The 697-nt window shown below is 29.0% G+C and carries 2 protein-coding genes; both read right to left on the bottom strand.

From position 1 onward, the window contains the following. The coding region (locus IE124_RS35905; protein ID WP_368858285.1) for a hypothetical protein at window positions 1–105 on the bottom strand (105 nt) is incomplete at its 3' end. 22 nt (window positions 106–127) lie between these two features. Then, on the bottom strand, window positions 128–697 hold a 570-nt coding region (locus IE124_RS34270), incomplete at its 5' end, for a hypothetical protein (RefSeq protein WP_370468867.1).

Raw genomic sequence — 697 nt, forward strand, 5'->3', positions numbered from 1 at the left:
TGGAACATACAACCCTCCATCTAGAGCTAGACCTGTCATTACAGTTTCTTCAAAAGAAAGTACAGGTGCTTCACCGCGGGTACTAATATAACGCATTTTTACCATCCATAAATATTTTTCATCAAAATTAAAAGTTTTCAACCCTAATTCTAGTTAGAGGTCCTAAGATCTTATGTGTTGATTTGATTTTTCCTATAGCTAAATTTATATTTGATTCTTTTGTACTATAAGTTAAGATAATAATAACAATTGACTTTCCCGTTTTTTTTTGTATTAACGTTTTAATTCTTATTCCTTGTTTATAAAAAATCTTTACTACCTTTGCTATCATCTTCAAACTAATAAGCAGAAATCTCAAATAATATTCTGTAATAATTTGATCTATTGGTAAAATAGGTAATTTTTCAATATCACTAAAAGCTAAATATGGAGTCCGATAATTATGTTTTGTAAAAATATCTCTATATACATCTAATAAATCTGCTACAATAGCTGATGCTGTTGGTTCGGACCCAGCACCTCTACCATAATATAAAGTTGGACCTACTGCATCTCCATTTATTTCTATTGCATTTTTTACTCCATTCACATTTGCTATTAATCTTTTTTTTGGTACCATAGCAAGATGCACCCGTAATTCTATTCCTTTTTTAGTACGTTTAGAAATCCCTAAATGTTTTATTTTATATCCTAATTT

Source organism: Streptomyces narbonensis (assembly GCF_014649015.1).
In the GTDB taxonomy this organism is placed as follows: domain Bacteria; phylum Actinomycetota; class Actinomycetes; order Streptomycetales; family Streptomycetaceae; genus Streptomyces; species Streptomyces narbonensis.